The organism is Bacillus sp. JJ1609, assembly GCF_036967045.1.
Lineage (GTDB): Bacteria > Bacillota > Bacilli > Bacillales > Cytobacillaceae > Mesobacillus.
The window spans coordinates 127,089-153,528 of sequence record NZ_JBALSS010000006.1; the positions used below are offsets into that span (position 1 = coordinate 127,089).

32 protein-coding genes and 1 pseudogene are annotated in these 26,440 nt (G+C 40.6%); 23 read left to right on the forward strand and 10 right to left on the reverse strand.

Annotated features, from left to right (window positions below; translation table 11 throughout):
* Positions 1 to 175 precede the first annotated feature (175 nt).
* Complete coding sequence (locus V7654_RS05215) at positions 176 to 1,060, reverse strand: nuclease-related domain-containing protein (RefSeq protein WP_335429054.1); 885 nt, start codon at positions 1,058 to 1,060, stop codon at positions 176 to 178.
* A 644-nt stretch (positions 1,061 to 1,704) separates the two neighbouring features.
* Here V7654_RS05215 and V7654_RS05220 point away from each other — a divergent pair.
* Together V7654_RS05220 and V7654_RS05225 are read left to right on the forward strand one after the other, a co-directional pair.
* The gene (locus V7654_RS05220; RefSeq protein ID WP_335429055.1) at positions 1,705 to 2,142 is read left to right on the forward strand and encodes an ASCH domain-containing protein; all 438 of its coding nucleotides are present in this window, start codon (positions 1,705 to 1,707) and stop codon (positions 2,140 to 2,142) included.
* Between the two features lie 70 nt (positions 2,143 to 2,212).
* Complete coding sequence (locus tag V7654_RS05225; RefSeq protein ID WP_335429057.1) at positions 2,213 to 2,497, forward strand: GNAT family N-acetyltransferase; 285 nt, start codon at positions 2,213 to 2,215, stop codon at positions 2,495 to 2,497.
* An 89-nt stretch (positions 2,498 to 2,586) separates the two neighbouring features.
* Here V7654_RS05225 and V7654_RS05230 read toward each other — a convergent pair whose 3' ends face one another.
* Both V7654_RS05230 and V7654_RS05235 read right to left on the reverse strand, forming a co-directional pair.
* On the reverse strand, positions 2,587 to 3,093 hold the full coding sequence (locus V7654_RS05230) for a hypothetical protein (protein ID WP_335429060.1): 507 nt from the start codon (positions 3,091 to 3,093) through the stop codon (positions 2,587 to 2,589).
* 1 nt (position 3,094) lies between these two features.
* Positions 3,095 to 3,550: a hypothetical protein gene (locus V7654_RS05235; RefSeq protein WP_335429062.1), complete on the reverse strand. Its 456-nt coding sequence runs from the start codon at positions 3,548 to 3,550 to the stop codon at positions 3,095 to 3,097.
* Between the two features lie 399 nt (positions 3,551 to 3,949).
* Here V7654_RS05235 and V7654_RS05240 point away from each other — a divergent pair, with 399 nt between their 5' ends.
* The 8 genes from V7654_RS05240 to wrbA all read left to right on the forward strand — a co-directional run bounded on the left by V7654_RS05240 (position 3,950) and on the right by wrbA (position 9,844).
* Positions 3,950 to 4,933 carry a ring-cleaving dioxygenase gene (locus V7654_RS05240; protein WP_335429063.1) on the forward strand — a complete coding sequence of 328 codons (984 nt, stop codon included), beginning with the start codon at positions 3,950 to 3,952 and terminating at the stop codon, positions 4,931 to 4,933.
* Between the two features lie 60 nt (positions 4,934 to 4,993).
* Entirely contained in the window at positions 4,994 to 5,410 is a 417-nt protein-coding gene (locus V7654_RS05245) for a MarR family winged helix-turn-helix transcriptional regulator (RefSeq protein WP_335429064.1), read from the forward strand.
* Positions 5,411 to 5,461: 51 nt separating this feature from the next.
* Entirely contained in the window at positions 5,462 to 5,860 is a 399-nt protein-coding gene (locus V7654_RS05250; RefSeq protein WP_335429065.1) for a DoxX family protein, read from the forward strand.
* A 64-nt stretch (positions 5,861 to 5,924) separates the two neighbouring features.
* Positions 5,925 to 6,869 carry a ring-cleaving dioxygenase gene (locus tag V7654_RS05255; RefSeq protein WP_335429066.1) on the forward strand — a complete coding sequence of 315 codons (945 nt, stop codon included), beginning with the start codon at positions 5,925 to 5,927 and terminating at the stop codon, positions 6,867 to 6,869.
* Positions 6,870 to 6,872: 3 nt separating this feature from the next.
* A complete protein-coding gene (locus V7654_RS05260; protein WP_335429067.1) occupies positions 6,873 to 7,481 on the forward strand; it encodes a flavin reductase family protein in 609 nt (202 codons plus the stop codon).
* Positions 7,482 to 7,515: 34 nt separating this feature from the next.
* Positions 7,516 to 8,457 (forward strand): ring-cleaving dioxygenase, encoded by a 942-nt coding sequence (locus tag V7654_RS05265; protein ID WP_335429068.1) that lies wholly within the window; start codon positions 7,516 to 7,518, stop codon positions 8,455 to 8,457.
* Between the two features lie 2 nt (positions 8,458 to 8,459).
* Entirely contained in the window at positions 8,460 to 9,062 is a 603-nt protein-coding gene (locus tag V7654_RS05270; RefSeq protein WP_335429069.1) for an alpha/beta hydrolase, read from the forward strand.
* Between the two features lie 170 nt (positions 9,063 to 9,232).
* A complete protein-coding gene (gene wrbA / locus V7654_RS05275) occupies positions 9,233 to 9,844 on the forward strand; it encodes an NAD(P)H:quinone oxidoreductase (RefSeq protein WP_335429070.1) in 612 nt (203 codons plus the stop codon).
* A gap of 461 nt (positions 9,845 to 10,305) precedes the next feature.
* On the opposite strand, the gene V7654_RS05280 is transcribed toward wrbA, so the two are convergent.
* On the reverse strand, positions 10,306 to 11,028 hold the full coding sequence (locus V7654_RS05280) for a MurR/RpiR family transcriptional regulator (protein WP_335429071.1): 723 nt from the start codon (positions 11,026 to 11,028) through the stop codon (positions 10,306 to 10,308).
* 193 nt (positions 11,029 to 11,221) lie between these two features.
* On the opposite strand from V7654_RS05280, the gene V7654_RS05285 reads away from it, so the two are divergent.
* Positions 11,222 to 12,661 carry a glycoside hydrolase family 1 protein gene (locus V7654_RS05285; RefSeq protein WP_335429074.1) on the forward strand — a complete coding sequence of 480 codons (1,440 nt, stop codon included), beginning with the start codon at positions 11,222 to 11,224 and terminating at the stop codon, positions 12,659 to 12,661.
* A gap of 118 nt (positions 12,662 to 12,779) precedes the next feature.
* Here V7654_RS05285 and V7654_RS05290 read toward each other — a convergent pair whose 3' ends face one another.
* The gene (locus tag V7654_RS05290; protein WP_335429076.1) at positions 12,780 to 12,977 is read right to left on the reverse strand and encodes a hypothetical protein; all 198 of its coding nucleotides are present in this window, start codon (positions 12,975 to 12,977) and stop codon (positions 12,780 to 12,782) included.
* A 283-nt stretch (positions 12,978 to 13,260) separates the two neighbouring features.
* On the opposite strand from V7654_RS05290, the gene V7654_RS05295 reads away from it, so the two are divergent.
* A complete protein-coding gene (locus tag V7654_RS05295) occupies positions 13,261 to 13,782 on the forward strand; it encodes a GNAT family N-acetyltransferase (RefSeq protein ID WP_438825264.1) in 522 nt (173 codons plus the stop codon).
* Between the two features lie 79 nt (positions 13,783 to 13,861).
* A complete protein-coding gene (locus V7654_RS05300; RefSeq protein ID WP_335429079.1) occupies positions 13,862 to 14,308 on the forward strand; it encodes a GNAT family N-acetyltransferase in 447 nt (148 codons plus the stop codon).
* A 66-nt stretch (positions 14,309 to 14,374) separates the two neighbouring features.
* Here the strand turns inward: V7654_RS05300 and V7654_RS05305 are convergent, their stop codons facing one another.
* On the reverse strand, positions 14,375 to 14,554 hold the full coding sequence (locus V7654_RS05305) for a penicillin-binding protein (protein WP_335429081.1): 180 nt from the start codon (positions 14,552 to 14,554) through the stop codon (positions 14,375 to 14,377).
* Between the two features lie 236 nt (positions 14,555 to 14,790).
* Between V7654_RS05305 and V7654_RS05310 the strand changes: the two genes are divergently transcribed.
* The 5 genes from V7654_RS05310 to V7654_RS05330 all read left to right on the forward strand — a co-directional run bounded on the left by V7654_RS05310 (position 14,791) and on the right by V7654_RS05330 (position 18,535).
* Positions 14,791 to 15,279: a hypothetical protein gene (locus V7654_RS05310; RefSeq protein WP_335429082.1), complete on the forward strand. Its 489-nt coding sequence runs from the start codon at positions 14,791 to 14,793 to the stop codon at positions 15,277 to 15,279.
* Positions 15,280 to 15,446: 167 nt separating this feature from the next.
* Positions 15,447 to 15,965, forward strand: coding sequence for a cysteine hydrolase family protein (locus V7654_RS05315; RefSeq protein ID WP_335429084.1), 519 nt, complete (start codon positions 15,447 to 15,449; stop codon positions 15,963 to 15,965).
* Between the two features lie 207 nt (positions 15,966 to 16,172).
* Complete coding sequence (locus tag V7654_RS05320; RefSeq protein WP_335429086.1) at positions 16,173 to 17,027, forward strand: GRP family sugar transporter; 855 nt, start codon at positions 16,173 to 16,175, stop codon at positions 17,025 to 17,027.
* Positions 17,028 to 17,040: 13 nt separating this feature from the next.
* Positions 17,041 to 17,826: a glucose-1-dehydrogenase gene (locus tag V7654_RS05325; protein WP_335429088.1), complete on the forward strand. Its 786-nt coding sequence runs from the start codon at positions 17,041 to 17,043 to the stop codon at positions 17,824 to 17,826.
* A gap of 202 nt (positions 17,827 to 18,028) precedes the next feature.
* Complete coding sequence (locus V7654_RS05330) at positions 18,029 to 18,535, forward strand: DUF1456 family protein (protein ID WP_335429090.1); 507 nt, start codon at positions 18,029 to 18,031, stop codon at positions 18,533 to 18,535.
* 43 nt (positions 18,536 to 18,578) lie between these two features.
* Here the strand turns inward: V7654_RS05330 and V7654_RS05335 are convergent, their stop codons facing one another.
* From V7654_RS05335 to V7654_RS05345, 3 genes and pseudogenes are all read right to left on the reverse strand, one after another.
* Entirely contained in the window at positions 18,579 to 19,157 is a 579-nt protein-coding gene (locus V7654_RS05335) for an MEDS domain-containing protein (RefSeq protein ID WP_335429091.1), read from the reverse strand.
* Between the two features lie 156 nt (positions 19,158 to 19,313).
* A pseudogene (locus V7654_RS05340) lies at positions 19,314 to 19,751 on the reverse strand (peroxiredoxin-like family protein); the annotation flags it as partial.
* 360 nt (positions 19,752 to 20,111) lie between these two features.
* The gene (locus tag V7654_RS05345; RefSeq protein ID WP_335429092.1) at positions 20,112 to 20,600 is read right to left on the reverse strand and encodes a CBO0543 family protein; all 489 of its coding nucleotides are present in this window, start codon (positions 20,598 to 20,600) and stop codon (positions 20,112 to 20,114) included.
* 253 nt (positions 20,601 to 20,853) lie between these two features.
* Between V7654_RS05345 and V7654_RS05350 the strand changes: the two genes are divergently transcribed.
* The 5 genes from V7654_RS05350 (at position 20,854) to V7654_RS05370 (ending at position 25,882) form a co-directional block, all read left to right on the forward strand.
* Entirely contained in the window at positions 20,854 to 21,384 is a 531-nt protein-coding gene (locus V7654_RS05350) for a CBO0543 family protein (RefSeq protein WP_335429095.1), read from the forward strand.
* A 387-nt stretch (positions 21,385 to 21,771) separates the two neighbouring features.
* Positions 21,772 to 22,026, forward strand: coding sequence for a hypothetical protein (locus tag V7654_RS05355; protein ID WP_335429097.1), 255 nt, complete (start codon positions 21,772 to 21,774; stop codon positions 22,024 to 22,026).
* A gap of 544 nt (positions 22,027 to 22,570) precedes the next feature.
* Positions 22,571 to 23,647, forward strand: coding sequence for a M42 family metallopeptidase (locus V7654_RS05360; RefSeq protein WP_335429098.1), 1,077 nt, complete (start codon positions 22,571 to 22,573; stop codon positions 23,645 to 23,647).
* Between the two features lie 260 nt (positions 23,648 to 23,907).
* On the forward strand, positions 23,908 to 24,795 hold the full coding sequence (locus V7654_RS05365) for a GNAT family N-acetyltransferase (protein WP_335429099.1): 888 nt from the start codon (positions 23,908 to 23,910) through the stop codon (positions 24,793 to 24,795).
* A 118-nt stretch (positions 24,796 to 24,913) separates the two neighbouring features.
* Positions 24,914 to 25,882, forward strand: coding sequence for a PstS family phosphate ABC transporter substrate-binding protein (locus tag V7654_RS05370; RefSeq protein WP_335429100.1), 969 nt, complete (start codon positions 24,914 to 24,916; stop codon positions 25,880 to 25,882).
* A gap of 249 nt (positions 25,883 to 26,131) precedes the next feature.
* Here V7654_RS05370 and V7654_RS05375 read toward each other — a convergent pair whose 3' ends face one another.
* A complete protein-coding gene (locus tag V7654_RS05375; RefSeq protein WP_335429102.1) occupies positions 26,132 to 26,323 on the reverse strand; it encodes a hypothetical protein in 192 nt (63 codons plus the stop codon).
* Between the last annotated feature and the right edge of the window lie 117 nt (positions 26,324 to 26,440).

Below are 26,440 nucleotides of genomic sequence, written 5' to 3' on the forward strand. Positions count from 1 at the left end.
GAACAACTCGAAGCGAAAAGTTGGAGTTGAGTTGTTATGAGGAGGGATCTGAGAACAACTCAAAGAAAAAACTCACTGCGAATTGTAATGAAATTGGCCATTGTAACAATATAAAGGGTAAACACGCTCATCCCAAAGGAGTCGTTGTCATCTTTTCACTCCCATGTACAAAAATTCACTCGTAGTAAGTCCAGTTCTTAACACCTTTTACTTTAAAGTTTTTCATCAAATAACGTTGAATCGTTCTTTTTGATATGGAGCCCCCGCACCAATCATATATCAAATTAGTTGTAATTTTTTCATTTGGGAAGAGGAGTCTGAATTCATCAACGTTTCGAAGAATCGCTGCCTCAATGTGTTCAGACTTACCGCAAGAGGTACAAAGTAATTTTGGTTGGTGGTATACATTCGCCACCCCACCACACCCCACACAAAACACGCCTTTCCTCAGCATCCCATACTCATACTCATGATTTCTCTCCATAGGTGACTCAGGTAGATGCAGGGACATCAATTTCTCTGCCAGCTTGGTGTTTCGAACAGAAATCTTTGATTTGATGTTATTGAGTTTTTTCATGAATCGGTTCATTTGGGTGGATAGAATTATGGGTTCGTCTTTAGGGGCTTGAAACAAGGTGAATTCGGGATGGACAAATATGACGTAGGCTTTTATTGAGAAGTTGTAGCCGAGGGTGTTCAGTAGTTGTCGCAGCAGGGATTCGCTTCGTTTCAGCTGGAGGAGCGGGTCTTTGACCTCTTTGTCGGTGATGGTCCGCAGTTTTTCGTCTTCGTAATAATAATCTCCTTCGTAGTTTTTTACTTCAAACAGGTAAACCGTGTCTTGAAAAATAACCAGGGAATCGATTTGGAATACGGAGCCGCTCACTTCTAACAGCAAGTCGTTTAAAACAAGGTTTTCAGTTTCGAGTGAGGCAATCCGGCGGTCGAATTGCAGTTCGCCTTCAAACCCCTTTAGCAGGCTCCAATACTGCTGTCTTTCTTTTTCGGGCAAGTCCATGCGAGTGTTCAGTGCTGTCAGGATTTTTAATTCTTTACTCATACAACGCGATTTAATAAACATACTTCACCTTCCAATTCTCTCAAAATCCAGTACATTATCATTGAATCATAAATAGTTTAAAGAGTGTGTGAATCTTTTTGAACATATAAATTTTCAGAAATCTGCAACATTTTCGGGCTTGTCTACGTCTAAATGGTTGAAATCTAAAAAATAGTAATCCGCGTTTTTACCTTTCTTACAAAAAATTGGTTGATTAAAAGATTGCTAGGGTGGGAATACTATAACCAACAAACAATTAAATGGAGGGCGACGACAATGAACCAGATTACGGAATTTATGAACGAAGAAGGTTTTGAATTAAACGGCTACATTTCACAGTTATTCGAACAAGTATCAGATAATGATGAACAAGAAAGCTGATCCAGAATTAATGCTGATCAGCTTTTGTTTTTTAAAAAATGTAAAAAGGCATCGCAGGCTTATCAGTTTAGTTAAATCTTTTAATCCACGGTTAATTAACCACTTTTTAAAGTAGTTTTAAGCAATCCTTTCTTTCCTCCCCCAAACTCTTCTTACGCTATCCCCATTAAAAATCCATCTCAATCCCAAAAGACAGGATTATATTAATTAATTCAAGGGAACTCTCTTAGTATCAAAATGTTAAAAGAAGGAGCCACCTGGAGATGAAAGTTCTGTCAATGATTCAACCTTGGGCGAGTTTGTTTGTCCTTGGCGAAACTCAGTTTGAAACCCGGACATGGAGAACGAACTATCGGGGGCTGCTTGCGATCCATACGAGTAAAAAAATCGATAAGGCTGCATGTAACCAATATGTGATCAAAGAGTTACTTGGTAAGCATCATTATTCTGCGGATAATCTGCCGACCGGTATGATCATTGGGGTTTGCACCTTGAAAGATTGTATAAAGGTAATTGAAAACAATCAAAGCTGGGCGGTATTAGAGGATGGACGAATTATTTCCGGTATTGATATTTTTTTAGGGGATTATCGAGTGGGTGGCTATGTTTGGGAAGTTCAAAACATGCAGCATCTTGAAAAATATATCCCTGCCAAAGGGCAGTTGGGGCTGTGGGAGTATGCTGGTGACTTGAAGGTGTAAACTGTTGGTGGTAATTTTCCTCGCTATGATACATTTAAATGGAGCAACAGACTAATTTTGGAGGTGCCCAATGTCTTATCAATTTGCTGAAGAAGAAGGTCGTTTTGTAGCTAGAGATTCGCAAGGTTTAGAGGTTGGAGAAGTTACTTTTCGCCGAGATGGAGAGCGTGTGATTGTCATTGATCATACGAGAGTTGATCCGGCGCATCGCGGACAAGGCCTGGCGGAAGAACTCGTACGCCATGTAGTTGAAAAAGCGAAGAACGAAGGATTAAAGATTGTCCCGCTATGTTCCTACGCCAAGAAAGAATTCGAGAAGAAAGAAGAATACAGAGAAGTTCAACATTTAGAATAGGGTTTTGACCAAATCTTTAAATGAAAAAATAGAAAAGTGAATTAAGAGCTTATCCTGTATGGATAGGCTCTTTGTTATAGATTCAAATGTTAATTCCCAGACTCATAAAAAGCCATGTTAACCGCGACATTTGTTGGATAAAATCCTTCATTTTGAATGATTAAAATATAGTTGCTATCAAATTGAAGGATCCTTTCGTAGGAAGTCGATTCAATGGGAGTGCCTCCTTGCGAAAAGGCATATCTAGGGATCATCGTTTCTTCCAACACCGTTCCGCCGTGGATGTTTGAAGGGTTTACGTAAAACGAAGTAGCTGCTTGTATCTTCGAGCGGTCGTCGAGGTTGATGGTGGGAAGTTTTCTGTTTCCGTGCGTGAAGCCGGGATTTTTCAGCAGCTTGATTCCTAATTGCTCAGACCCACTTACAATTCTCCGATCGGTGATATGCGTAATCGTGTCCTTGCCTGTCATTATTTGAATATTGAGGCTCTGTCCAGGGGGAATGGTGGCCCGATGGGAGAGAGTAAACGCTTGGCCTGCAAAGACAAAACCCAGCCAATAAGGCATATTGCTGAAGGGAATACTTGTTAGTGCCATGTCAAACCACCTCGAAAACTCGAATATTTACAGGATATTCTTTCGTCTTGGCATAAATGGTCAGATCTTCATTTGGGTCCAGGTCATAAACAATAATTTCGGCTGGAGTATTGAAGACATAATTACCTTTTTCAATTGAAAAATTAGGGTCCGAGGAGTGGTATATATAAGTAGACGAATCATTTACGACCCATAATTGTCTCCTTCTTGGCAGGTTTTCGCTCCCTACTCTTAATGGCGTTGGTTCGGTGGTAACTCTTATTCTGCCTATAAGGGTATCTTTTGTCCAATAAAGTCCAGGTAGATGACGATAGTTAAAGTCATTCATTTTGTCCACCTCACTATTAAGTAAACCGAAATCCATGACAGCAGCCCAGTAATGGATTTTTTTTACTATATGTTCATCCGGTAAAAGAGGTGCAGAAGTTAGTAAACAACCAAATTCCCTTTCCTTCAAAAAATTGGTTGATTAAAAGATTCCCAGAGTGGGAATACTATAATCAACAAACAACAATAAATTGGAGGGCGAACTACAATGAGACAAATTACTGAATTTATGAATGAAGAAGGTTTTGAATTAAATGGCTACATTTCTCAGCTTTTCGAGCAAGTTTCAGATGATGATAAAAATTTAAATGATAAACGAAGCTGATCATGGATGATTCTGATCAGCTTTTATTTTTGTTAAGGCATGAGGTGTTGACATTGAAAAATATACATGATATTATTATCTCGAATTCAAGATATTAAAATTTGAATTAAGTTTTTTTCAAGTACATGTTGGATAAAGTAAAGGTAGATATTTTTTTAAATAAATATCTCGATTTCGAGATAAATATAAAAGGAGCGATAAAGAATGAACCATTTAAAAGGAATCCACCACGTTACAGCGATTACGAGCAGTGCGGAAAAGAACTATGAGTTTTTCACATATGTGCTTGGAATGCGTTTGGTGAAGAAAACAGTTAATCAGGATGATATCCGTACGTATCACTTATTTTTTGCTGATGATAAAGGGTCTGCCGGTACGGATATGACTTTCTTTGATTTTCCGGGAATTCCGAAAGGAGCACATGGGACGGACGAAATTTATAAGACTTCGTTCCGCGTGCCGACTGACGCAGCGCTTGAGTATTGGGTGAAGCGATTTGATAAGTACGATGTGAAACACACTGGCATCAAAGAGTTGTTTGGCAAGAAGACAATCTCGTTTGCCGATTTTGATGATCAGCAATATATGCTGGTTTCGGATGAATTCAATGAAGGTATTGCTTCTGGAACACCATGGCAAGATGGCCCGGTTCCATTGGAGTTTGCCATTACGGGTCTTGGTCCAATCCATATCCGCATCTCTCGCTTTGATTATTTTAAAGAAGTGTTAGAAAAAGTGATGTATATGCGGGAGATTGCCAATGAAGGCTCACTCCATCTTTTTGAAATGGGAGAAGGCGGCAATGGTGCTCAGGTTATTGTCGAGCATAATACCGTGTTGCCAGCTGGACGCCAAGGATTTGGAACCGTCCACCATACAGCCTTCCGTGTAGAGGATACAGCGGTTCTTTATGAATGGATCGACCACATGAAAGGTGCTGGTTTCGGAGTTTCTGGTTATGTTGATCGATTCTTTTTTGAATCCTTGTATGCACGTGTTGCGCCTGGAATCCTATTCGAATGGGCGACAGATGGTCCAGGATTCATGGGCGACGAACCATACGAAACGCTTGGCGAGAAATTGTCATTGCCGCCATTCCTTGAATCGAAACGCGAGCAGATTGAGAGTTTTGTCCGCCCGATAGATACAGTTCGCAGTACGCTCGACCTCGAAAAAGAGTATTTGTAATCATTCATAAAGGGCAACACTATAGCTGCGTTGCCCTTTTTAAAAAGAAGGTGTTTGATCATGGAAAGGAAATGTACGAACCAGCCGTTCTTGCTTTTAATGCATACGTCAAAAGCGATACAGGAAAAAATAAGAGACGGGATTAGTAAAAGACAGCTAAATATCACGGAATTTTCCGTTCTAGAGGTACTGTTCCACAAAGGAAGGCAGACAATACAGCAAATAGGCAGCAGGATTCTCGTTTCCAGCAGTTCGATGACTTATGTGATTGATAAGTTGGAACAGCGAGGACTTTTAAGGCGTAGTCCGTGTCCGGATGACCGCAGAGTAATCCATGTGACATTAACACCCGAGGGTACAGAGTTAATGGATGAAATCATGCCCAAGCACCATGAAATGGTTGATTCAATGTTTGATTCACTGAGTGCTGAAGAGGCAGAGGATTTCATACAGCTTCTGAAAAAAGTAAAAATCTAATTTTTTAAATATATATCTCGAATTAAAGATAATTTTAAGGAGGAAATAAAGATGATGAATATTGGTTTATTAATTATACGTTTAGTTATTGGTGTATTGTTCGTAGGGCACGGTGCTCAAAAGTTGTTTGGCTGGTTTGGGGGCTATGGTTTAAAAGGTACCGGAGGCTGGTTTGAATCCATTGGCATGAAGCCTGGAGTAACGATGGCGCTTTTTGCTGGATTGGCTGAATTAGTTGGTGGGCTGCTGTTCGCTTTAGGATTATTAACTCCGCTTGCAGGTGTGATAATAGCGGGCACAATGGTAATGGCAATAGTCAAGGTTCATGGTGCTAATGGTTTATGGTCAATTTCAAATGGATATGAGTACAACTTAACATTGCTTGCAACCGCGATCGGAATTGCGTTGATCGGACCGGGTCTTTATAGTCTTGATGCGATTTTATTTTAACTCTTAGGCTTTTCGGAAACAGTAAAGTGAGAAGAAATCAACTATAAAAAAAGGAGTGTCCCAAATGACCAAAAAAACGATGGGGATTCATCATATCACGGCAATTGTCGGCCATCCTCAGGAAAATATCGATTTTTATGCTGGTGTTTTAGGTTTGCGCTTAGTGAAGCAGACGGTCAATTTTGATGACCCCGGAACCTACCACCTTTATTTCGGGAATGATGGCGGCAAGCCGGGCACGATTATTACGTTTTTTCCATGGCCTGATGCATACAAAGGGAAAATTGGTGATGGCCAGGTTGGCGTGACGTCATATGTCGTTCCGCAGGGAGCAATGGGCTTTTGGGAAGAAAGATTGCAGAGGTTCAATGTTGCTTTTACGAAAATGGAACGCTTTGGAGAACAGTATCTCGAATTCGATGATCCACATGGGCTTCATCTGGAAATTGTGGAGCGAGCTGAGGGAGAAGTCAATACATGGACCTTCGGTGGAGTAACTCCTGAAGTTGCCATCAAAGGATTTGGCGGAGCAACGCTATTATCAGCTCGGCCTGAAAAAACAGCTGAGTTGCTGGAACAGGTGATGGGACTAGAAAAAGTAGGCGAAGAAGGAGATTTCGTCCGGTATCGTTCCACTGCAGACATCGGGAATATAATCGACTTGAAATTAACTCCTGTCGGCCGCGGCGAAATGGGTGTTGGCACGGTGCACCACATTGCATGGCGAGCAAAAGATGACGAGGATCAATTGGATTGGCAAAAGTATGTTGCAGCGCATAGTTACGGTGTTACTCCTGTCCAGGATCGGAACTACTTTAATGCTATTTACTTCAGGGAGCATGGAGAAATCCTGTTTGAGATTGCGACAGACCCACCTGGTTTCGCACACGACGAGTCGCTTGAAACGATGGGGGAAGAGCTGAAGCTGCCTAAGCAATATGAGGCTCACAGAGAAACGATTGAAAATATTTTGCTGCCTATTACTGTGAGGGAATTGGAGGAGGGGTGAGCATTGATTTCAATTGATCCTGAAACGAACACCGAAAGGGAAAATTATAAGCTGCTAATCGGCAGTATCATACCACGTCCCATTGCTTTCGTGACGACCCTCTCGCAGGATGGCATATTGAATGGGGCACCGTTCAGCTATTTTAACATTGTCACCTCGAATCCGCCGATGATTTCATTAGCGATCCAGCGGGCGGCGGGAAGGCAGAAGGATACGGCAAGAAACATCCTTGAAACGAAGGAATTCGTTGTTCATATTGTGGATGAGCAAAATGTTGAAAAAGTGAACATCACTGCTGCAAGTCTCCCCTCAGACCAGAGTGAGATTGAGCTAGCCCGATTAACATCTGTAGACAGTGTAAAGATTACTGTTCCAGGTGTGAAGGAAGCAAAAATCCGAATGGAATGCAGATTGGAGCATGCTCTGGTGCTGGGCGGCTCGGAGTCCCCTGGCTGTGATTTCATCATAGGGAAAGTGGTACAATTCCATATAGATGAAGCAATTTTTGAAAATGGAAGAATCAACCCGGCAGGACTGGCAGCTGTTAGTAGGCTGGCTGGACAGGATTATGCAAAGATTGGTGAGATTTTTACGATTGAAAGGCCGAAATGATTTTTTTTACAAGCAGTTGAAAGGAGGGGAAAGCATGCTAAAAACAGCTGGAATCCATCACATTACCGCTATGGTGAACGACGCACAGCGGACGATTGATTTTTATGCGGGAGTCCTTGGGTTGAGACTGGTGAAAAAAACAATCAACTTTGACCGTCCAGAAGTGTACCATCTTTATTTTGCGAATGAATCAGGTCATCCGGGAACGGTGATTACCTTTTTTCCATGGCCAAAGCAATTAAAAGGCCGGATTGGCATCGGGCAAGTAGGAGTTACTGGTTATGTGATTCCGAAAGGTTCTCTGGGATTTTGGGAGAACAGGCTGAAGAAATTCGGGGTAGAGTTTTCTGTAGATGTACGGTTTGGAGAAAAGTATTTGAAGCTTCAGGATCCGGATGGTCTGGAAATCGAGCTGGTCGAACGTATGGAAGGGCCCGTCAATAACTGGAGCTTTGGCGAAGTACGGCCTGAGGTGGCGATTAAAGGTTTTAGCGGTGCTACCCTCATTTCTGCACAGCCTCATAAAACGGCAGAGGTGCTTGAAGATGTTTTAGGACTTGAATGCGTTGGGCAGGAGGAGGGCTTCCTCCGGTTCAAAACTGAAGCAGAGCTTGGTAATATAATTGATATTAAGCTTACACCTTCTGTTCGCGGGCTGATGGGCGCAGGAACGGTCCATCATATTGCCTGGAGAGCAAGAGACGAAGCTGAGCTTTTGAAGTGGAGAGCTCTGCTTCAGGAAAAAGGATACTATCCAACAGAGGTTAAGGACAGGAATTATTTTAATGCGATTTATTTTCATGAAGGTGGAGGAATCCTGTTCGAAATAGCAACGGACCCTCCTGGTTTTACAGTGGATGAACCATTGGAACAGCTCGGAAAAAAGCTCATGCTGCCTTCCTGGCTTGAATCTAAGAGAGAAGAATTAGAAGCAATGTTAGCGCCAATAGAGGTGCGGGAAATGGAGGAGATTTAAAAGTGAAGCACATTTTTAATAAAGGGACAAATGATAATAAGCCGACTCTGCTACTACTGCATGGTACAGGTGGAAATGAGTTAGACTTGTTGCCGCTTGCTGGAAGAATCGATGATGAAGCTTCTGTCTTGAGTGTCAGAGGAAATGTCCTGGAGAATGGCATGCCCCGCTTTTTCCGCAGGCTAGCGGAAGGTGTATTTGATATAGAAGACCTTATTTTCCGCACGAAGGAATTAAATGATTTTCTAGATGAAGCAGCGGTGAAGTATGAGTTTGACCGCAACAATGTGATTGCTGTTGGGTATTCGAATGGAGCAAACATTGCTGCGAGCTTGATGTTCCACTACCAAAATGCCTTAAAGGGTGCGATTTTGCATCATCCAATGGTTCCGAGAAGAGGAATTGAACTGCCTGACCTATCAGAGAAGTCCGTTTTCATAGCGGCCGGTACGAATGATCCGATCTGCCCTCCGATAGAATCTGAGGAGCTGCAGTCCTTACTGGAAAAAGCGAATGCAAAGGTCGAACTGCACTGGGAGAACAGAGGGCATCAATTAACGCTGCAAGAGGTTGAAGCAGCTGCGCAGTGGTACAGGGGCTTGTAAAAGGCTGTTTATCAGGCTGCACATATTGTGAAACGATAGTCTTATCCTTTAAAAGGATAAGGCTATTTTTTTGCTCAGAATGCTTAAAAACTTCTCATTCAGGTATATAGACTATGTGACATAGAAAAAATAGCTAAGTAATAATTACATTGATAAAGGAGACGGATAAAATGGCAAATGTAAATTTAGCAGTGATTTTCTACAGCATGGGCGGAACGAACTTTCAACTGTCAAAATGGGCGAAGGAAGGCGCAGAGGAAGCTGGAGCGGAAGTGAAGGTTTTCAAGGTGAAGGAACTGGCTCCTGAATCGGCTATTGAAGGAAATCCGGCCTGGAAAGCGACTGTTGAGGCAACGAAGGATGTTCCTGAGGTTACACCGGAGGATCTTGAATGGGCGGATGCGATTATTTTCAGTGTGCCTACCCGCTTTGGAAACATGCCATCCCAAATGAAGCAATTCCTTGATATGACAGGCGGACTTTGGGCTAAAGGGAAATTGGTGAACAAAGTGGTTAGTGCGATGTCTTCAGCCCAGAACCCGCATGGTGGACAAGAGGCAACTATTTTATCGCTTTACACAAGCATGTATCACTGGGGTGCGATTGTCGCTGCGCCGGGCTATACAGACCAGGTTACGTTTGCAGCCGGCGGCAACCCGTATGGAACAAGTGTAACCGTGGACCAGGACGGTAATATGGTTGAAGATGTTCAGGCGGCTGTAAAATATCAGGCAAAGCGCACGGTTACAGTTGCGGAATGGGTTAAGAAGGGGAATCAGTAACTTGTATTTTTAAGGTGAATGGTTATGGGAGCACGAACCGGCGATATATTTAGCCAACCGGTGAAAAAACAGTTCCAACCGGTGAAAAAAAGGTCCAACTGGTGAAAAAACAGTTCCGACCGGTAATAAAGCATTTCCAACTGCATGTTGGCTTTTACAATGGGAAGGCAAATAGTGGGGATCATCTGAATCGCTAGATTAATGAAATTTAAATGATCCAACAGGTGGAAAATCTCCTACTGGTGATAAAACTTCATCTACTGGTAATAAAGCATCGCTTACTAGTAATAAAGCATCACTTACTAGTAATAAATCTTCACGTACTAGTAATAAAACTGTTTTCAGCTAAAATTTCGTATTCAACCGAGCTGTAAAACTATAAAAAGAGCACACCTAAAGCATGAAGAGGCATATTTTAAACAAAATAGACCAAAGATCACATAAAGATCGATGGTCTATTTTTATTTTAGCTTATAAATCTCACGTGCCATTGCTTCTAGTATATAGACAACTGGCACCTGGGTTGTAATGTTCGCTTCTTCATAAAATTCCTCGGTTACATAATAGGGAATGTTTAAATCAGAAATTTTTGCTATGGTGGAGAATTTATTGTTTGTGATGCTGATGATTTTGCTTCCTTCTTGTTTTAGCTGGTTGAGATGGGTGACGGTGAAGGGATTTTCTCCTGAGACTGATAATGCAATCGTGACGCTGTTATTCCGCAGCTTGGAATGAATCGGGAAGTGGGGGTCCTTGATGTACATTGAAAATGTGCCCAGACTTGAGAAGTACCGCGCACCATATTCTGCGAGAATCCCTGAGCTTCCGATGCCGATGAAAATCACATTATCCGTCTGGTTCACCAGATGGGCTGCCTGACTGATTTTTTCCTCAAGATCGCCTTTCAATGTCCGTTCAAAAAATTCGACGACTGATTGCTGGGAGCTTTTAATGACGGTTTTTTTATTTTCTTCCAGATACATTTTCAGCTTCACTTTGAATTCGGTAAAGCCCTCACAATTGAGTTTTTTGCAGAAGCGTAAAATCGTTGCTGTTGATACATGGGTTTCATCTGCCAGTTCGCGAATCCGCATATAAGCGACTTTGTCACTGTTTTGGATGATGTAATTATATAAAGAAGTTTCTAATTCATTGAAAGAGGCAATCATGTCATTTGAGAACATGGGGGCTTATTCTCCTTTTATAAAACAATATCATCATTTTATCATAAGTGATCAGCAAAGACACAAGGTGTTACATCTATGAAACGAATGACTTCCTGTGTCATCCGAAACTAGTTGCTCGGAGATTATTTACTGTCTGGATCGACGCAGTTATGATTCTTTTATAGTTTGAAAAAGAGCGGGAGGTATTCATATGAAGACATATCAATTTCCTGAAGGTTTTTTGTGGGGCGGTGCTACGGCTGCCAACCAGATGGAAGGTGGATTTTACGAAGGGAATAAGGGCTTGAATATCGCCGATGTCCTACCCGGCGGAAAAGAAAGACTGGATATCCTGCAGACTCCGGGTTTCAATTTTGAAATCGACCGGGAGAAGTACGGCTACTATCCAAATCATGAAGGCATTGACTTCTATCATCGCTACAAGGAAGACATTGCTCTTTTTGCCGAAATGGGCTTTAAGGTGTTTCGCATGTCGATAGCCTGGACGCGGATTTTTCCGAATGGAAACGAGCTGAAGGCGAACGAGGAAGGCCTGGCATTCTACGACCGGGTGTTTGATGAGCTGCACAAGCAGGGCATTGAGCCGGTTGTGACGATTTCTCACTATGAGATGCCTGTCACTCTTGTAAAAGAATACGGTGGCTGGAGAAATCGCGAAGTGGTTACCTTTTTCGAAAGATACGTCAACTCGATTTTCAACCGTTATAAAAATAAAGTGAAGTACTGGATGACCTTCAATGAAATTAACAGCGGCTTAATCATGCCAATCATGGGGCTTGGATTCTCTATTCAAAAAGAAGAGGATAAGTACCAGCCAACCTTCCAGGCATACCACCATCAGTTTGTTGCCAGCAGCATTGCGGTAAAAGCGTGCCATGAGATTATCCCGGATGCAAAAATAGGCTGTATGATTTTATATGCGCCAGCTTACTCCTATGATTCCAATCCGGAAAATGTCATGTATGCCCTTCAGGAGGAACGTTTCTTCAACTACTTCTGTGCAGATGTCCAGGTGAGAGGCGAATACCCTGCTTTTATCAAGCGGTATTTCAAAGAGCATAATGTCGAGCTGGATATTCAGGATGGGGACATGGAATTAATCAAAGAAGGTACCGTGGATTACATTGGACTCAGTTACTATATGTCCAGGGCCGAGATGAAAGACAAGTCCGGTTTTGGCAGCTCAGAAGGCAACCTTATTGGCGGAGTGAGGAATCCGTTCCTGAAGGCGAGTGATTGGGGATGGGAAATCGACCCGACAGGATTGCGGATTAGCTTGAATCAATTGTACGACCGTTACCAGATTCCACTATTTGTTGTTGAAAATGGATTGGGAGCCCGTGACCAGGTGGAAGAAGACGGCTCGATCAATGATGACTACCGGATTGATTATCTTCGCGACCACATTAAAGCGATGGGTGAAGCGATTGAAGATGGTGTGGAATTGATGGGCTATACAAGCTGGGGCTGCATTGATATGGTAAGTATGTCAACTGGTGAGTTCTCGAAACGTTATGGTTTCATCTATGTCGACAAGCATGACGATGGCAGCGGGACACTGGAACGTAAAAGGAAGAAGTCCTTCTTCTGGTATAAAGACGTTATTGCAACAAATGGAGAAAAACTATAAAAGAAAGACCCACAGTACATTCGCGTGCTGAGGGTCTTTCTTTTAAATATTACAAAATTTTTTTACAAAAAATGTTAAGATTAAACAGGTGAGTGTTATGCTCTATGGATTTTTAGGTTCATCTCAGTTTGATATGATCCAAAACCTTGCGATATAACAGCATCAATTCAGGATTATTTTCTTCGTGAACGGGGGTTTTAAAAGTCCGTTCCATTTCAGCTAAAAGTCCTTTTAATTTAATAGCCTTTACCCGGTCAGATGTATCAGAATTAATTATTTTATCACAAACGGCATTGAGCTGTTTTAGCGTCCTCATGTTAACCTCCGGATTGAACTACTATTTTATTGAATAAAAGTTGCCCCACTCATTATAGAATCAAGATTTGCAGAAGCAGTGCAGAGGATTTCAACAGCAGTTTTAATCTGGTAGTGCACCCTTAGTGAAGGAAAGATTTTAATAGAATGAAGCTGAGTCTTATTAATGCGTTAATCCAGAAAGGATTGACGCCCTTTATGTTGAAGTTACAATACAGTACGAATGAATTGAACTGGAGTGGGGAGGGGTGTTAGTGCCTGAGCTAGCGATAAGAAGACCAAGAATGGGTGACATAAAACAGTTAAATCAATTTTTTTCCTTAGTGATAATTGACACGTTTACTAAAGAAGGTATAGGGGAGAAGTTGAATGATATTAAAGCAGAAATTGAAGTTAAGGAAAAATATATAAAAAACGATTTTGAAAGCAATGGTGAATTAAGATATTTTTTAATAGCGCTAGATGGTGATAAGATTATTGGTTCGATTGAATATGGACCAGCAAGCGACCTCATAAGGAATTGCACAAACGATGCTTTTAAAGAGCTAACTGAGGTAGGTACAGTGTTTGTTCATCCTGACTACCAGAGGAATGGAGTAGGGAATGTACTATTGAATTCAATGTATCTTACTTTACAGAATAAAGGTGTAGAGGAATTTTGTTTAGATAGTGGGTATATGAATGCTCAAAAAATTTGGATCAAGAAATTTGGACAGCCTGATTACTTATTAAAGGACTATTGGGGCGAAGGGTTTGACCATATGATTTGGAGAGTCATGGTCAGGGATTGTTTGGCAGTGAAATAGAGACTCAAGAATTGGGTGCAAAGCTCCGGGCGGTTCTAGTTTAGAAAAGAAAAATATATTCCCATAAGGGTGCGCATTTATGGATATTGAGTTAAGAGATTATGATGACAGTGATTATATTGAATTTGTGGGAATGGTGAGCTCACTATACAGAGAAGACTCTGAAGGTCAGCCAATGAACAAATCAAAAGTGGCAGCAACAATTAATGAGTATAAGAAAAATCCAGGGAAAATTAGAATTGTCATTTTGAAAAAAAATAATGCAATTATAGGGTACTCCATACTTGTCTACCTTTGGAGCAATGAATATGGGGGGAATATCTTAATAGTTGATGAGCTATACATTAAAGAGAAGTTTAGAAACGAAGGGATAGGCAGTTATTTTATTAAGCGGTTAGAAGAAAGTGATGAGATTGTTGCGATTCAATTAGAAACTACTCCATCTAACAGGAGGGTATTTAATTATTATCTTCGTTTGGGATTTGAAGTTGTGGAAAATGCTCATTTAATTAAGGTTAGGCATTAATCTCGATTTTTGTTGTGATAAAGGATAGGGGCCTCCTATAAAACGAAGAAGCCCCTTAATCATTTTTTACTCGATTCTAAGTGCTTGGATATCACGACAGTCTACGAAAATAGTAGTACCTGGTTCTTCTTCTTCATCTCTAAAAGAAGCGCAGCAATTATTGTTGTTAAAGCGCAGGAAAATGACATCTTCTAAGACTGTACCGCCAGATAAAAATACGTCTACTTCTGTGCCACGGCGCAACATTCTTAGTTGATCGCACACACATTTATTGCATCGGCTGCGGCGGCTTGGACTAGTACGACTAGAATGGTCATCGTGAAATGAACAGTTATTACACATAGCAATTCCCCCTTTCTTATTAATAGATTGTTTTGCATTATTAACATATGTATGGAGCAATTAAAAAGATTGGACGAAGTGTTTGGTGCAAAGATACATTTTTATAGCGAAATGACGTGGGTAAAGGAAGGGGGCTTACTTTGGAAAAGAAATCGATTTTTTGGATGATAAGTGTTCTATTATCGTCTTTAGGATTTTTCCTTATTGAAAATACCTTTACGATTCAACCTGATGTGAATTCAGGTAATGGAAATCTTGGCCTCTTAATCATCATGCTTTTCTCACCTGTTTTCATTGCGAGTTATATCTTAACGTTTAAGCTGGCAAAGGAAAAATCAAACAATGTTAAGAATAGAAAAATGCACGCGTGGATTTTACTTCTTTCACTTATTTTTTGTGTATTTTTGATGGTAGCCATCTTAAATTACGCAAATGAGCTGGTCATTGCTTTAGGAGGAACCCCAGCTAATCCTGACTCTAGAATTTATCGCTTTGGCTGGTTTAATCAATACACTAATAGTATCTATTTTAATGTTTATACTTTTCTAATGTCTCATATGATTGTTGTGATGGCCGGTGTTTTATCGGTAATAAGTAAATTCGGGAAACAGGAAAAAAATACTTTATGACAGGTTTCGAGGTACCTTATTTATTAGCAGAAGGTTTATAAACGATGATCGATTACTTGGAAATATTCTATTAAGGGGCAGGGTTAATCCAAGAAGGATAAAACTCATTTTTGTTGAATTTATTAGCTAACCTTAAGAGTTGGTTTTTTCAGGGGGAGGTTACAGCGATGGAAGCACTTTTGGTGATCGACGTTCAAAATGTAATGTTTGAAGAAGGGGTATTCAACGGGGGAAAATTGCTCCAGAATATAAACAATTTAATAAGTAAGGCACGTGAGGCGAATGCACCAATTTTTTATGTACAGCACAATGAAGCTCCTGGGGGGCCCTTGGAATATGGTACAACAGGGTGGGAAATCCATCCCAGCATTTCTCCACAGACAGACGATGTTATTATACAAAAAACAAACCCTGATTCATTTTCCAACACATCTTTAGACGAAGAACTTAAAAATCGGGGCATTGAACATCTGTATATTACAGGGATTCAAACAGAATTATGTGTTGATACAACGTGTCGGAGAGCTTTCAGTATGGGATATAAGGTAACTCTTGTTTCAGATTCGCATGGTACATTCGATTCAGCGGAATTAACTGCTCAGCAGATTATTAAGCATCACAACAGTACTCTACGCTGGTTTGCGGATGTTCAGCCAAGCAGTGACATTCGTTTTATAGCTATGTAATGGTTTGTGTTTAATTGATAAGGGAAATTTAGAAAGACTGAAGATCATTTGGGTTACAGCCCACTATCATCTTCGGTCTTTTTCTATATTTTTGAAAAAGAATATCCACATAAAGCCTTGCGTGAGGAATAAGATTTTTCCAGTTACCGCAAGCTAAAAAGAACAGCATTCTATGTTTCGAAAAAAATGAGATTGGGGTACTCACATATGACAGGAATTCTTTTAGCCCTGCTTGCAGCTGTTTCATGGGGCAGTATTGTGTTTGTCAGCAATAAGCTTGGCGGGGACGAAGACAGCCAGACGCTTGGAACGACAATTGGTGCCTTGTTATTTGCAATCGTGGTATTCATTTATAAGAGGCCTGATCTGTCGACGCTCATTTGGATTGTGGGATTCATATCAGGATTGTTTTGGTCGCTTGGACAGAAAAATCAGTTTGGAGCTGTCCGGTACCTGGGGGTTGCTAAAACCGCCCCGATGTCGACTGGCTTGCAGCTGATTGGAACAACTTTTTTCGGCGTCTTTATTTTTAAGGAATGGGAAACAAGAATGAGCGTCATGATCGGAATCGCGGCTCTCGCGCTTATCATTGCTGGTGCCGTGCTCACATCAATGAACCAGGAGAAGGAAAAAGATAAATCGAAGAGCTTGAAAAAAGGCTTTCTCGTCCTGCTCCTTTCGACTGCAGGCTTTGTCGGTTATGTGGTGCTGATCCGCTGGTTCAATATTGATGGCTGGGCGGCAATCCTTCCCCAGGCGATTGGGATGGTCACAGGCGCGGTGTTGCTGACAATTCGCGATAAACCATACAACAAGTATGCAGTGAGGAACATTGTAACAGGCCTTATGTGGAGTACAGGAAATCTCGGACTCCTGCTTGCATTGCCTAAAATCGGGGTAGCGACGAGCTTTTCTCTTTCGCAAACGGGTATTGTTATTTCAACCATCGGCGGCCTGTTCTTTTTAAATGAACGGAAGAGTAAAAAGCAGGTGTGGATGGTGCTGCTGGGCTGCTTGCTCATTATCGCAGGCGGCGTATTATTGGGCGTTACAAAAAGATAAGGGAGCGATTGGAATGTATCCAAGTCTTGAAGGGAAAGTTGTGGTCATTACAGGCGGTGCAACGGGTCTCGGAAAAGCGATGGCTGAGAGATTCGGGGCTGAAAAGTCTAAGGTAGTCATTAACTATTATAAAGAGGAACAGGAAGTAAAGGCTATTATTGAAACAATTGAAAAAGCAGGCGGAAGCGCGAGCGCAATCCAGGGGGATGTCACGAAGGAAGCTGATGTGAAAAGGATGGTTTCCCATGCTGTTAAGACGTTCGGTTCATTGGATATCATGATCAACAACGCCGGCATCGAAAACGAAGTCCCATCGGAAGATCTCACCCTGGAGGATTGGAACAAGGTCATTTCAACCAATTTGACCGGGCAGTTTTTAGGCTGCCGGGAAGCGCTTGACTATATGCTCGAAAATAAAATCAAAGGGTCGATCATTAACATGTCATCCGTTCATCAGAAAATTCCGTGGCCGCACTTTGTCCATTATGCAGCCAGCAAAGGCGGAGTCAAGCTGATGACAGAAACGCTCGCGCTTGAATTCGCACCGCATGGAATTCGGGTAAACTGCATCGCACCGGGCGCCATCGATACACCGATCAACGCGGAAAAATTTGATGATCCTGAGCTGAAGAAAGGCGTTATCGAGCTGATTCCAATGGGCTATATAGGCAAGCCTGAAGAAATTGCCGCATGTGCAGTGTGGCTTGCTTCTACCGAAGCGAGCTATGTCACCGGTCTCACCCTTTTTGCGGATGGCGGCATGACACAATATCCAGGTTTCCAGGCAGGGAAGGGGTAAGTCCATCCTAAATGGCTCTTTTTTAAAAAGAAATGCCGCAAAAGGTCTTCACCTTAAATTATTGCTTGGATTGCAGGGGTTCGTGTGGGATAATACTTGTGCTCAATGATGGAAGAAATGAGCACAAGTATTTTATGGAATAACGATGGCGTTGCTTTTAAAAGTATAAAGAAGCTGCGGCATTGTAAGGGGAGGCTTATAAATGGAGAACAATGATATATTAATTCGATTACGATATGCACAAGATATAAAAAATATAGACATGGTCGAAATCTTCAAGCTCGGCGGCGTAAAAGTAACAAAGGACGATGTGCTAAAGATGCTCAAAAAACCAGAAGAAGAAGTCTATGGCGAGATTGATGTAGAAGAAAATGACGATTACATAAAATGCAATAATAAGACGTTAGAGTCGTTTTTAAATGGCTTCATTACTTTTAAAAGAGGAAAGCAGGATCCAAAACCAGGACAGCCAGAGTCTCCAGCGCTGACAAATGAACATGTTAATAACATGCTTCTCAAGAAGCTGAAAATAGCGCTGGCACTAACAAGCGAGGATATGCTAGATATCTTTAAATTGGCCGGTATCAACGTAACAAAAGGCGAATTAGGCGCTCTGCTGCGAAAACCTGGACACAAGAATTACAAAGAATGCGGCGATAAATTCGCCAGGAACTTTCTAAAAGGATTGGCAGTCAAGTATAGGGGATAGACGATGTAGCTCGAATATGAGAGAAAAAACGCTTAGAAATTTTCTAAGCGTTTTGTTTATTATTCACTTCCTGATATTGTTCCGAGACGATGCAGTCATCTTCGACTAGCACATATGGGTGTGTTTCCATCAAAATCCTTGTGAGGTAGTCTGGCATTTCCTCGTTTTTGTATGCACAAATCAATGGAAATGACAGTAAATTTACAGCTTCGTCTACAATTTTCTCAAAATCTTCTATTAAATGCAGCGGATCTTCCATAGTGCTCCACTCCACATGTGCCCATGATCGGAAGGAGATTTTATTTTCTACGTATGGCTGAACCATTTTATTAAAGTAATCCGTGATTGCAGGAGGATGATAACTGCCACTTGAATAATAGAAATCGAAGTTGTTTACAAAGTGAACGAATTCCATTTGATCTTCTGTTAACCGAGTGTTTAGTTCTTTATGAATAACAGGATAAACACGTTCATTTTCAATAACGATAACGTAATCTCCCGCCTCAATGCCATCTTGAATAAAACTCACTGCCTGTTCAATATAACTTTTCATTCCATTATAAGAATACAGCACGTGAACACACTTTTTGTCCTCAAACAGCTGGTTCATTTTACTTTTCAAGTGATCACCCCGTCTTTCCTGTATCTCTCGATTATACTATAAAAACAGTAAAAAAAAGGGAGTATTATTGTTGGTAATTTATTATAAAGTATGAGAACGAAGCATAAGAATGAATCTCATTTGTCAGAAACATGAGAACTGTCCCCATGTTTACGGTCATTTTTTTACTCGATCCATCTGTCTTAACACATCATCGATTTTTGCATGGTCTTCAGGGGATTCATCTATATGCTTCCACAAGATTTTTCCTTGTGGTGAGAAGAGCCAGGTTCCTCCCTGAATGTAGACGTCCTGTGTTTTCATGGATTTCATGACGAATTCCTTCTGCTTCTCGTTTTTCGGAATAAAGTCTTTGACTTGCCCAGTGATAAATCCAAAGCCTGCTTTGGCCAGAAGCTTCCATTTTGGCATTGTTTTATGCCCCATTCCATTATAAGCTTCCCGAGCTGGGTCGCCGAGAATTGGAAAAGGGAAAGACCCGAACTGGTCAAGGAATTGCTTGATGAACGTTCCCTTAGATGGGGCAATGGCTATGACTTGATAGCCTTTTGCTTCAACCTCATTTATTCGCTCGCGCAACTGCGCAAGATAAGCTCTGCAGACTGGTCAGCCAAGATGGCGGACAAATACGACCATCGTGTACTGGCTGTTCAATGCCTCTGCTAAGGTGATTATTTTTTGGTCAGCTGTCTCTAATGAATAATTCAAATTCAACCCTCCTTGGATTTATACCATAAATAACTTTTCCTCTTATATAAAGTAATCATACTCTAGTACGGACTGAATTCCCAAAATCAATACTCATCAGTCTAGTAATGCGGAGGATATGCTATCTTCAAATAAACTCTTTCTTCCTACGATGGATTTTAATTTTGTACATGGGTGATCGTTGATGGGTTCGTTCCAACTCCGGCATAAAAAAAAGCTGCCGGCATCAATTTTGGCAGCTTTTGATTAGTTGTTCATTTCTTCCCACTGTGTCATCTTCCTGATTCCCCCCATCAAGAACCTCACTGCTAAAAAAGTAGAGGCGATGGATGTAAAGCTATGGAACGAAGTCCAACCTTTTTTGTATTTTATTAAATCGGTTTTCTTTTCGATCCAGTGTTCTGCAAGGGAGGATGGAAGGCTAAAAAGTATACACTTTAAAATAATCGCAATCAGTCCGGAGTTTTTTGTGACCTGGTTAAAATAAATGCATGTTACAGGAAAGATAATATAACTGAATAACACACTGATATCAAACGTTTTGAATAAGGTAACAGGATATTTTAAATACCCTTTTTTCACAAATAGATTATCTAATATGGAGGCAATGTATCCTTTCAGCAAAAAGATAATGAGCCAATCTTTTATTGGAGGCTTTTTTACTAGCTGGAAAAATGAAAAGATACCGAAGAAAAACAATACCCATAATACTTTCTTCTCATCGCTCTTTCCCAAAATCTGATGACCTCCTTTATCTACGCACATTTTGTGAATTTATAATTCTTACAGTTAATCAAACGCTTGTAATAATGGAGTTATAAGGCAGCCTTTGTTAAAAATGATCCCTGAAAGTATTTTTCCTTCATCAGTGGATATTATTCGGATGAGGTTATTCATGTATCATCATGGAAAATAGTTTATTCAACACTTGGTTATACTAGTAAAAGGCTTTCCTTTATTTGTAAAACGAGGGTTGTGTCATGTATTTATGATTAATTTGTTATATGGATTGTCATGGTTAGCCATTTTATTTATATGGGGTGATTGGAGGAATTGGAAGCGTTACTATCCAACCATCCTTTTCTTTACACTGGGAGATTTTCTATACTTATATTTATTATCTGATGCATATCCAATGTGGAGATATGATCCTCCGGCTGCGGATAAAGCCATGGGGTTGACGAATACTCATATATCTTTCTCGATCATGGCCATAAAATATCCTGCCACTGTCCTTGTTTATCTGTCCCATTTCCCGCAAGGCAAATGGATGAGGAAAGTTATGTATTATCTCGGATGGATCGTTTTATACGTAGTGAATGAAATCATAGACCTCCATTTTGGCCTTATTGACTATTTTAATGGCTGGAGCTTGTGGTGGTCAGCGGTCTTTAATGCCGTGATGTTTTTCATCCTTAAAGTCCATTTTGAGAAACCGATTTTCGCCTGGCTGCTATCCGCTATTTTTGTAGTCTTTTTATGGAATCGTTTTGATGTTCCCTCAAGTGTGTTTAGATAAAAGCAGTTGTCTAAAAAAGTAACGGGTTCTCTTTGGAGTAAAAAACAGAAAATAGTAATGCAAATAGCCAACCAATTCGCATATGCATTGGTTGGCTTATTTTTGTTGGTATATCAACGCTTATTTGATTTTTATCCTCACATTCACACCCCGAATTCGCCCCATTTTAGTAATATGACAATAATTATTGTCATACGGTTATTTGAAATGATAATTCACTTGCTAATTGACTTACAAATTAACGTGCTAAACACGGATGGAAAGGATTAAACGGTTCCTAAATCGAATAGATAATATGGTTATTACGAGCGGAACTTATTCCACAAACGGGCAGAATTATGGAATAAGAGAAGACATTACTTAATTAGATAGAGTGAGGTTTAAAAAATGAATGAAAATGGATTGGATTTTGTATTTGAAGACATTATAGATTTATCTAGAATGTGTAAATTTACTAATTGCACTCATACCAAAGAGCCACATTGTGCAGTTAAAAAAGCTATATCGGAAGGTGTCCTTTCTAAAGATAAATTCTATGCCTACTATAGAGAAAAAAACGAAGAAGAACATATTTTAAAACAAAAGAATAAAACAAAGGCTGTTGATTATATGAAACAGAGAAAACTTTTTCAAGAACCTTAGATAAGATAATACTTCGTTAAATAAGTATTACTATTAAACAATCGGGTGCGATTACTGAATAAGAAAAAAATTGGGAACAAATTTGATACACATACAAATGTTAAAAGCACTGCAAATTTCAGTGCTTTTTCACTTGCAAATTTATATGCGATTTACGATGTTTATTAACTTTTTGTACTCCTTAAGAGAATCCGTTACTAAAAAAGATTATTGCGTTTTTGTCGAATGAAATATTTTCTAATATATTGCAATTTTATAAAAAATGAAAATATAATAAACCATACAGTCGGTTTATTTACATCACCAATAAGCTGACTCTTTACTCGGTACTTATAAAGGGGGCAAAGGGGTTGCCATTTGGACGTTTTTTGAAAAATCATCCCTGGGGTTTTGCACACCATTTACAGTTCATAATAACGAGCTGTATTGATAAGGTTCAGGATGGCGCTACGAGTAATTCAGATAGTTAGAGATTTTAAGAGGGTCAATAAAAAAAAATTTACCTAAAAATAGACCGGTTAGTCGGTTTTCTGGAGGTTAAACCATGGACAAAAGGATTCTCGAAATGATGAAGGAATTAACGGAAGTGCCTGGGGTCGTTGGGGATGAGAGCAAAGTCCGAAAAGTAATGGAGAATCATATAAAGCCGTATGCAGATGAAATCCATCAAGATCAATTAGGCAGCTTGATCGCTGTAAAAAATGGAAATGTGCAAGGGCCCAAAATTATGATTACAGCCCACTTGGATGAGGTTGGTTTCATGGTGTCGGATATAACGGATGATGGATTCATAAAGTTCATCCCGCTTGGGGGCTGGTGGTCCCAGGTTCTTTTAGCCCAAAGGGTCCACATTACAGCCAAAGATAGACTGATTACTGGAGTAATAGGTTCGAAGCCGCCACATATTTTATCGAACGAAGAACGGAATAAGGTCGTTCAAATCAAGGATATGTTTGTTGATATTGGGGCGTCTTCGAGGGAAGAAGCCTTAAGCTTTGGCGTGAAGCCGGGGGATACGATTGCTCCGATCTGTCCGTTCACGGTTATGGATAATCCTAAACTGTTGATGGCAAAAGCCTGGGATAACAGGCTGGGATGTGCGATTGTGGTAGAAGTTCTGAAGAGGCTGCAGGATAAGCACCACGAAAATATTGTGTATGGGGTGGCAACTGTCCAGGAAGAGGTTGGAATCAGAGGAGCCAAAACGGCAGTGAATATGATCAATCCCGATATTTCTTTTGCGATCGATGTAGGGATTGCCGGAGATGTGCCGGGTGTGACAAGGAATGAAGCAAGAGGAGTTATTGGTAAAGGTCCTCAAGTTGTACTGTACGATTCTTCGATGGTTCCGCATAAAAAACTTCGGGAATTCGTAGTGGAAACGGCGGAGGAGCTTAAACTGCCGTTCCAATACGAAGCTCTTACAGCTGGCGGAACGGATGCGGGTAATACTCACCTTCATGGAAATGGCGTACCTTCGCTGGCATTTACGATACCAACAAGGTACATCCATAGCCATGCATCAATCATTCATAGCGATGATTTTGAAAATACCGTCGAGCTTTTTGTAAATCTTATCGAAAAATTAACGTCCGAAACAGTGGGAAGCTTGATAAAATAAACGGTTTTGAATAAGGCCAAAATTACACATTAAGTGCAAGTTAACCTTCATATCTGAAACAAATGAAAATGCTAATAACCGATAATGTAATTTAATAGCGAAAAATTAGATTAAATAGGAATTAAGATATTAATAGCGAAAAATAAATTTTCATTGCGATAATCAAGATTTAAAAGCCAACTGGAAATTGTGCAAGGTTTTTTTCAGTTATGTTCACTGTTAAGCTAACAAATTCTGCTTAAAAAGCTGGGGGGAAACTCATGCAAATTGAAATAATGAAATTAAGTGATTGTCCATTGAAAGATGGAGTAGAAGCGTATAATCGCGGTTTTGAGGGTTATTTTTACAATCAAACAAAAGATGTTGATTCGTTTTCAAAACGCTTTGGGCTGGATGAACTTTCTCCAGAGTATTCTGTTGTAGCTTATTATGAGGGCCGGCCAGCTGGTATTGTATTGAGCGGGATCAAAAAGGTCAATGGTGAGCTGGTTGCCTGGAATGGCGGCACCGGAGTTGCGAAGGAGCTGCGTGGCAAGGGCGTAGGAAGAAAATTAATGAACGCTGTAATCGATATTTACAGAGAAAACGATGTAAGATGCGCAACACTCGAAGCAATCTCTAGAAATGAAAGTGCCATCGAGCTCTATAAAAGGTTAGGATATGAAGTGAAGAAGCGTTTAAAGTTCCTTCAATTCAATGAGGTATTTAATGCGCAGGTTTTTGATGCTATGAATTCAAACTATCAGCTCGAACATGTATCGCCACAGGAATTAACAGCGGTTCATTTTTACCAGCATCAATCACCATGGCAAAATCAGAATCTGCATGATGCGAGTGCCATCATCCTGCGCGATGAACATAATCAAATAGCCGGGTACTCTCTATATAAAAAGATGTACAAAGAAGGGGAGATTGCCAGTATTGGTTTGCTGCAGCTGGAAGTGGAGGAAAACAGGTCCGATTCAGGGGATATAATCAAAACTTTGTTGAAGCAATCATTTTCCCCTTTGGACCGCGCATTTCAACGGACAACGGTCAATACTCCGGACGACAAGACACAGCTGCTTGAAATTTTACAAGAGTGTGGGTTCAAGGAGTGGGAGGAGCAGGTTTGGATGGTAAAAGAACTGGCAAGGGAGACAGAGTAGTTCTTAATATATCTTAATATTTATTTTCGAATTATTTACATTCCCTTAAAACCCCGTTAATAACAGTCTAGTAATCTTGTACTAGTAGGAACGTTATAACACTAGGGGGATTAAGGAAATGAAGAGACTTAAAAAATTAGGTATGTTCACTATGCTTGCCTCAGTTATGGTTTTTGGAGCAGCTTGTTCTGATGGAGAAAAGAGTGCTGAAACGACGAACGGAAAAAACGAAAGTCAGCTTGAGGGCAGCATCGCAATTGACGGTTCAGGTACTGTATATCCTTTCATGGCTAAAATGGCTGAAAATTATATGACGAATGAACAAGAGAATGTTTCTGTTGAAGTAAGTCGTGCCGGTACTTCTGCTGGTTTCAAAAAGTTCCTTGAGAAAGATGGCACAGACTATAATGATGCTTCTCGCCAGATCAAGGATGAAGAAAAGGCTAAAGCGGAAGAGCTTGGAATCGAAGTAAAAGAAATGAAAGTTGCATTAGATGGCATCACGATCGTCATTAATAAAGATAACGATTGGGCTAAGGATTTGACGAAGGAAGAAGTCATCGATATTTTCCTTGCTGAGTCTGGAAAGAAAAAATGGTCAGATGTACGCCCTGACTTCCCAAATGAAGAAATCAAGACTTATGGTCCAAATGAAAACCACGGTACGTACGAATTCATGTTTGAAAACATTCTCGAAGAAAAGCCACTTGTCGACGGAATTAACTTGCAGCAGGACTACTCAACACTTGTTGACCTAGTATCAAAAGACAAGAATGCCATCGGTTTCTTCGGCTATGGTTACTATGCAAACAACAAAGATAAGCTGTCTGCTGTAAATGTTGATTTTGGCAAAGGCCCAGTTGAACCTTCACTTGACACGATCAAGGAAGATGGCGACTATGCTCCATTCACGCGCCCTGTATTCACATACTTGAACGTGAACAGTGCGAAAGAAAAAGCACAAGTATTAGATTATGCGATCTACACAATGGAAAATGCTCAGGAAGTTGCAAAAGAAACAGGATTTGCTCCATTAGCGGATGAAGATATCGATTCAGTTGTGAAAGAACTTAAAGAATTGAAGTAATTACATGAATGCAAAAAGAAGGCCAATGTCCAGGTGATGGATGTGGCCTTCTTTTTTTATTGGGTGCGAAACGGGTTATGGAAGGGGTTGTCAGTGGAACCATCCAGGGAGAGAAAGAAGGACCTAGAAGGCTCCGGTGTTGCAAGAACTAATGAGTTCTTAATTTAAATGCGACACTAAGCGGCAGTACAGGATCATCGATTTTACAAAATGGCCTGATGATTTATCTAAATGGGCTCGGGATCGAATTTAAAAAGGTGGATTATGTTGTTCATCCAGGGCAGATACGAATTTAAAGCGCCGCTTTGCTTTATTTAGCAGCTGTTCAATATCTTTAAGTAAGGAATGCCGCTCGGTTTCATTCTGTGTGTTTAACAGTTGCCGCTTTAACTCTTTTAATTTCAGATTTTCTTCTGGGGAAAGACTACTTTTAGTACTCACGATTTCGTCCTCCTGTGGGCTGGTAAAATAACTGGTCATGAGAAGCCTTGTTAGAACCACTCAAATCGATTTTTTTCATCTGAATGGTCATGAGAAGCCTTATAAGAACCACTCAAC

Bases quoted from the DNA above. Each gene is read 5' to 3' on its own strand.
- V7654_RS05215 (WP_335429054.1), bottom strand. From the start codon at position 1,060: ATGAGTAAAGAATTAAAAATCCTGACAGCACTGAACACTCGCATGGAC.
- V7654_RS05220 (WP_335429055.1), top strand. From the start codon at position 1,705: ATGAAAGTTCTGTCAATGATTCAACCTTGGGCGAGTTTGTTTGTCCTT.
- V7654_RS05225 (WP_335429057.1), top strand. From the start codon at position 2,213: ATGTCTTATCAATTTGCTGAAGAAGAAGGTCGTTTTGTAGCTAGAGAT.
- V7654_RS05230 (WP_335429060.1), bottom strand. From the start codon at position 3,093: ATGGCACTAACAAGTATTCCCTTCAGCAATATGCCTTATTGGCTGGGT.
- V7654_RS05240 (WP_335429063.1), top strand. From the start codon at position 3,950: ATGAACCATTTAAAAGGAATCCACCACGTTACAGCGATTACGAGCAGT.
- V7654_RS05245 (WP_335429064.1), top strand. From the start codon at position 4,994: ATGGAAAGGAAATGTACGAACCAGCCGTTCTTGCTTTTAATGCATACG.
- V7654_RS05250 (WP_335429065.1), top strand. From the start codon at position 5,462: ATGATGAATATTGGTTTATTAATTATACGTTTAGTTATTGGTGTATTG.
- V7654_RS05255 (WP_335429066.1), top strand. From the start codon at position 5,925: ATGACCAAAAAAACGATGGGGATTCATCATATCACGGCAATTGTCGGC.
- V7654_RS05265 (WP_335429068.1), top strand. From the start codon at position 7,516: ATGCTAAAAACAGCTGGAATCCATCACATTACCGCTATGGTGAACGAC.
- wrbA (WP_335429070.1), top strand. From the start codon at position 9,233: ATGGCAAATGTAAATTTAGCAGTGATTTTCTACAGCATGGGCGGAACG.
- V7654_RS05280 (WP_335429071.1), bottom strand. From the start codon at position 11,028: ATGTTCTCAAATGACATGATTGCCTCTTTCAATGAATTAGAAACTTCT.
- V7654_RS05285 (WP_335429074.1), top strand. From the start codon at position 11,222: ATGAAGACATATCAATTTCCTGAAGGTTTTTTGTGGGGCGGTGCTACG.
- V7654_RS05290 (WP_335429076.1), bottom strand. From the start codon at position 12,977: ATGAGGACGCTAAAACAGCTCAATGCCGTTTGTGATAAAATAATTAAT.
- V7654_RS05295 (WP_438825264.1), top strand. From the start codon at position 13,261: ATGGGTGACATAAAACAGTTAAATCAATTTTTTTCCTTAGTGATAATT.
- V7654_RS05300 (WP_335429079.1), top strand. From the start codon at position 13,862: ATGGATATTGAGTTAAGAGATTATGATGACAGTGATTATATTGAATTT.
- V7654_RS05305 (WP_335429081.1), bottom strand. From the start codon at position 14,554: ATGTTGCGCCGTGGCACAGAAGTAGACGTATTTTTATCTGGCGGTACA.
- V7654_RS05315 (WP_335429084.1), top strand. From the start codon at position 15,447: ATGGAAGCACTTTTGGTGATCGACGTTCAAAATGTAATGTTTGAAGAA.
- V7654_RS05320 (WP_335429086.1), top strand. From the start codon at position 16,173: ATGACAGGAATTCTTTTAGCCCTGCTTGCAGCTGTTTCATGGGGCAGT.
- V7654_RS05325 (WP_335429088.1), top strand. From the start codon at position 17,041: ATGTATCCAAGTCTTGAAGGGAAAGTTGTGGTCATTACAGGCGGTGCA.
- V7654_RS05330 (WP_335429090.1), top strand. From the start codon at position 18,029: ATGGAGAACAATGATATATTAATTCGATTACGATATGCACAAGATATA.
- V7654_RS05350 (WP_335429095.1), top strand. From the start codon at position 20,854: ATGATTAATTTGTTATATGGATTGTCATGGTTAGCCATTTTATTTATA.
- V7654_RS05355 (WP_335429097.1), top strand. From the start codon at position 21,772: ATGAATGAAAATGGATTGGATTTTGTATTTGAAGACATTATAGATTTA.
- V7654_RS05360 (WP_335429098.1), top strand. From the start codon at position 22,571: ATGGACAAAAGGATTCTCGAAATGATGAAGGAATTAACGGAAGTGCCT.
- V7654_RS05365 (WP_335429099.1), top strand. From the start codon at position 23,908: ATGCAAATTGAAATAATGAAATTAAGTGATTGTCCATTGAAAGATGGA.
- V7654_RS05370 (WP_335429100.1), top strand. From the start codon at position 24,914: ATGAAGAGACTTAAAAAATTAGGTATGTTCACTATGCTTGCCTCAGTT.